This is a genomic window from uncultured Granulicatella sp., from assembly GCF_963545075.1.
Taxonomy (GTDB): domain Bacteria; phylum Bacillota; class Bacilli; order Lactobacillales; family Aerococcaceae; genus Granulicatella.
In genome coordinates, this window is the sequence record NZ_CAUUHX010000080.1 from 1 (window position 1) to 2641 (window position 2641).

The window sequence follows — 2641 nt, forward strand, 5'->3', positions numbered from 1 at the left end:
CGTCAAAATCGGGATGTGCTTTCTTCTATTTTTAAGACTTAATGCCCAGCCTCTTTTTGTCGACTAGAACTTAGTTTGGCACAAAAAGCCCTTATTTTCCCAATCTTTTCTCAGACTAAATTCAACTGATTTCTAAACTAGAATTTAGATTGAGAATTTACCTTTATTTTTTGAAAATGCCATGTAATCGTTTAAATACTGCTTGACAAGCTGGATTAATTTACCTATCATGAAATCAAAAAGTATTTTCGAGGTAATTGATATGTCCGCAAATTCCATGGCACATTCAGAATCATCTTATTTGAAACAATTGACGAATCCATTATGGAGTTTATTTTTAGCTCCTGTCAGTTATTCATTTTTAGGTTTTTTTCTAGCCATTAAAACCAATGCTATCCCTCTTTCTGGGATACTCGTTTTATATTTTTTCTTGTTTATGATTAACTTACAAGAAATGATGTATTCAAAATTTTATAAAGTTCCAAAACGTGGACAATCCGTTGTACTACTTTTAACGAACTTCATATTACTTTTACCAATTGTCTATTTTGTACAAACTTTTGGTATTAGAATTGGAATTATCGCAACATTAATTGTTGGAGTAAATCATAGTTGGATTTTCCATCTACAATCAAATCATTCTGCATATGTATATCATGTACTTTTAAATAGTTTAGCCAAATTTACAGTAGGTAATTTTTTAATGTACTATATGATTACACAACAAATTCCAAACAGTATTTTCCAAGTATTTTTATGCTATGCAATTTTTGGAATAAGTATTATTCAATTTAAACAAAAAGCAATTGAGCGTTATCATTCTGAAAAGTTAGAATTTCCTATTTGGAGCCTATTCTTATCATTTGCATTTAACTTATGTTGGCTTATTGCTTATCCTATTAGTTTTTATTTTGTAGGATCTCACTTTTCAGTATTTGCTTTAATTTTCATTGGAATCAGTGGAATTGTTCCTATTCTATATCATCTTCTTTTAAAGAAATCTGAGAAGCCTAGTCGAATTGGCACCTACTTCTATTGGTACGCTACATTATTAACAATTTTAATTGGAATTTTTTATCAATTATAGAATAATCCCTTCGTCTTATAAGATGAAGGGGTTTTTACTTATCTTCTATTTTAATAATTACTTGTATAGTCACTCTATGTTACGATAGCTAAAAATATAAGCGAGGTGAACTCAATATGTCAAACTACTATTATGATACCAATAACAATCGAGGATATATTCCCGGTCGATATGTTAATAAAGTAATTTTATTAGTATTGATGTTCTTTTTAGGAAGTTTTGGAATTCATTATTTCTATGAAGGAAAAAATTTAAAAGGAATTCTTTCAATCCTATTTTCATGGACATTTATTCCTGCAATTATTACTTTCTTTAGATTTATTGCAACACTTTTCAAACCAACAAATGAATATGGAGATATTTTTATTCCATATTATTAAAATCTATAAAAAGAAACCCCTTGAAAATTCAAGGGGTTTTGTCTTTCTATTAACGACGACGTTCTTGGATACGTGCTGCTTTACCACGTAAGTTACGTAAGTAATATAATTTAGCACGACGAACTTTACCGTAACGAACTACTTCGATTTGTGCTACACGTGGAGTGTGTACTGGGAAAGTACGTTCAACACCAACACCGTTAGAAACTTTACGTACTGTATAAGTTTCGCTGATGCCAGCACCACGACGTTTAATAACAACACCTTCGAAGATTTGGATACGCTCACGAGTTCCTTCAACTACCTTAGCGTGAACACGTACAGTGTCACCAGGACGGAATGCAGGAATATCAGAACGTAATTGTTCTTGTGTTAAGCTATCGATTAATTTGCTCATGTTTTTTCTCCTTCCAACAAACATTCATGGTTTGGCCGAATGTCCAACCAGCGGAATATCGTTTTATATGGATAGTCTCCTACCCACTTTTGAGAGTTTATCATAGATATGATTAGTTGTAAAGTATTTTCACTTTACTTTTTAAAATTTTCTTTTGAGTGTTCTAAAGCCATTTCAAATAAGGAAAGTACATGGGAATCCTCTAAAGAATACCAAACATATTTTCCAACTTTTCTTGATTTAACAATATGATTCGCTTTTAAATTTCGTAGTTGATGAGAAATTGCAGATTGTTCCATATTCAAACAAGTAACAATTTCTTCCAAGGTCATTTCATTCTTCTCATACAATAAAGTAATAATTTTTAACCGAGTGACATCCCCAAAAACTTTAAATAATCGGCTCATCTTTAACAATAAATCTTGTTCTTGAACTATTTGTGCTGGATCATTATTCGATTGTTTCTGACTCATGATTCATACTCTCTTCTTGAATAATTTCTTGTAGTAACTTTTCTTCTTCTTTATCTAATGAATAACTATCTAATAAATCGAGTCTTCTTTGATACGTTCTTCTTAAAGATTCTTTTTTCTGCCAAGTTGCGATTTTGGCATGATTTCCACTAAATAATACTTCAGGAACTTCCATTCCTTCATATTCTCTAGGTCGAGTATATTGCGGACGCTCTAATAATCCCATTGAATGGGAATCTCCAATTGCTGATTCGTAATTTCCTAAAACATCTGGAATTAATCGAACAGTGGCATCAATCATCAC

General features: G+C 31.2%; 4 protein-coding genes and 1 pseudogene. 2 read left to right on the forward strand and 3 right to left on the reverse strand.

The window, feature by feature from the left end; translation table 11 throughout:
• Positions 1-262: 262 nt before the first annotated feature.
• Both RWZ86_RS08200 and RWZ86_RS08205 read left to right on the forward strand, forming a co-directional pair.
• Complete coding sequence (locus RWZ86_RS08200) at positions 263-1087, forward strand: hypothetical protein (RefSeq protein ID WP_314681341.1); 825 nt, start codon at positions 263-265, stop codon at positions 1085-1087.
• A gap of 116 nt (positions 1088-1203) precedes the next feature.
• On the forward strand, positions 1204-1467 hold the full coding sequence (locus tag RWZ86_RS08205; protein ID WP_314681343.1) for an NINE protein: 264 nt from the start codon (positions 1204-1206) through the stop codon (positions 1465-1467).
• Positions 1468-1516: 49 nt separating this feature from the next.
• Here RWZ86_RS08205 and rplS read toward each other — a convergent pair whose 3' ends face one another.
• From rplS to RWZ86_RS08220, 3 genes and pseudogenes are all read right to left on the reverse strand, one after another.
• Positions 1517-1864, reverse strand: a complete 348-nt coding sequence (gene rplS / locus RWZ86_RS08210; RefSeq protein ID WP_314354351.1) for a 50S ribosomal protein L19 — start codon at positions 1862-1864, stop codon at positions 1517-1519.
• A 134-nt stretch (positions 1865-1998) separates the two neighbouring features.
• Positions 1999-2337, reverse strand: coding sequence for a metalloregulator ArsR/SmtB family transcription factor (locus RWZ86_RS08215; RefSeq protein WP_314681347.1), 339 nt, complete (start codon positions 2335-2337; stop codon positions 1999-2001).
• Positions 2315-2641: pseudogene (locus RWZ86_RS08220) on the reverse strand (tRNA (guanosine(37)-N1)-methyltransferase TrmD); the annotation flags it as partial. The pseudogene RWZ86_RS08220 and the gene RWZ86_RS08215, both read right to left, overlap by 23 nt.

Bases quoted from the DNA above. Each gene is read 5' to 3' on its own strand.
- RWZ86_RS08200 (WP_314681341.1), top strand. From the start codon at position 263: ATGTCCGCAAATTCCATGGCACATTCAGAATCATCTTATTTGAAACAA.
- RWZ86_RS08205 (WP_314681343.1), top strand. From the start codon at position 1,204: ATGTCAAACTACTATTATGATACCAATAACAATCGAGGATATATTCCC.
- rplS (WP_314354351.1), bottom strand. From the start codon at position 1,864: ATGAGCAAATTAATCGATAGCTTAACACAAGAACAATTACGTTCTGAT.
- RWZ86_RS08215 (WP_314681347.1), bottom strand. From the start codon at position 2,337: ATGAGTCAGAAACAATCGAATAATGATCCAGCACAAATAGTTCAAGAA.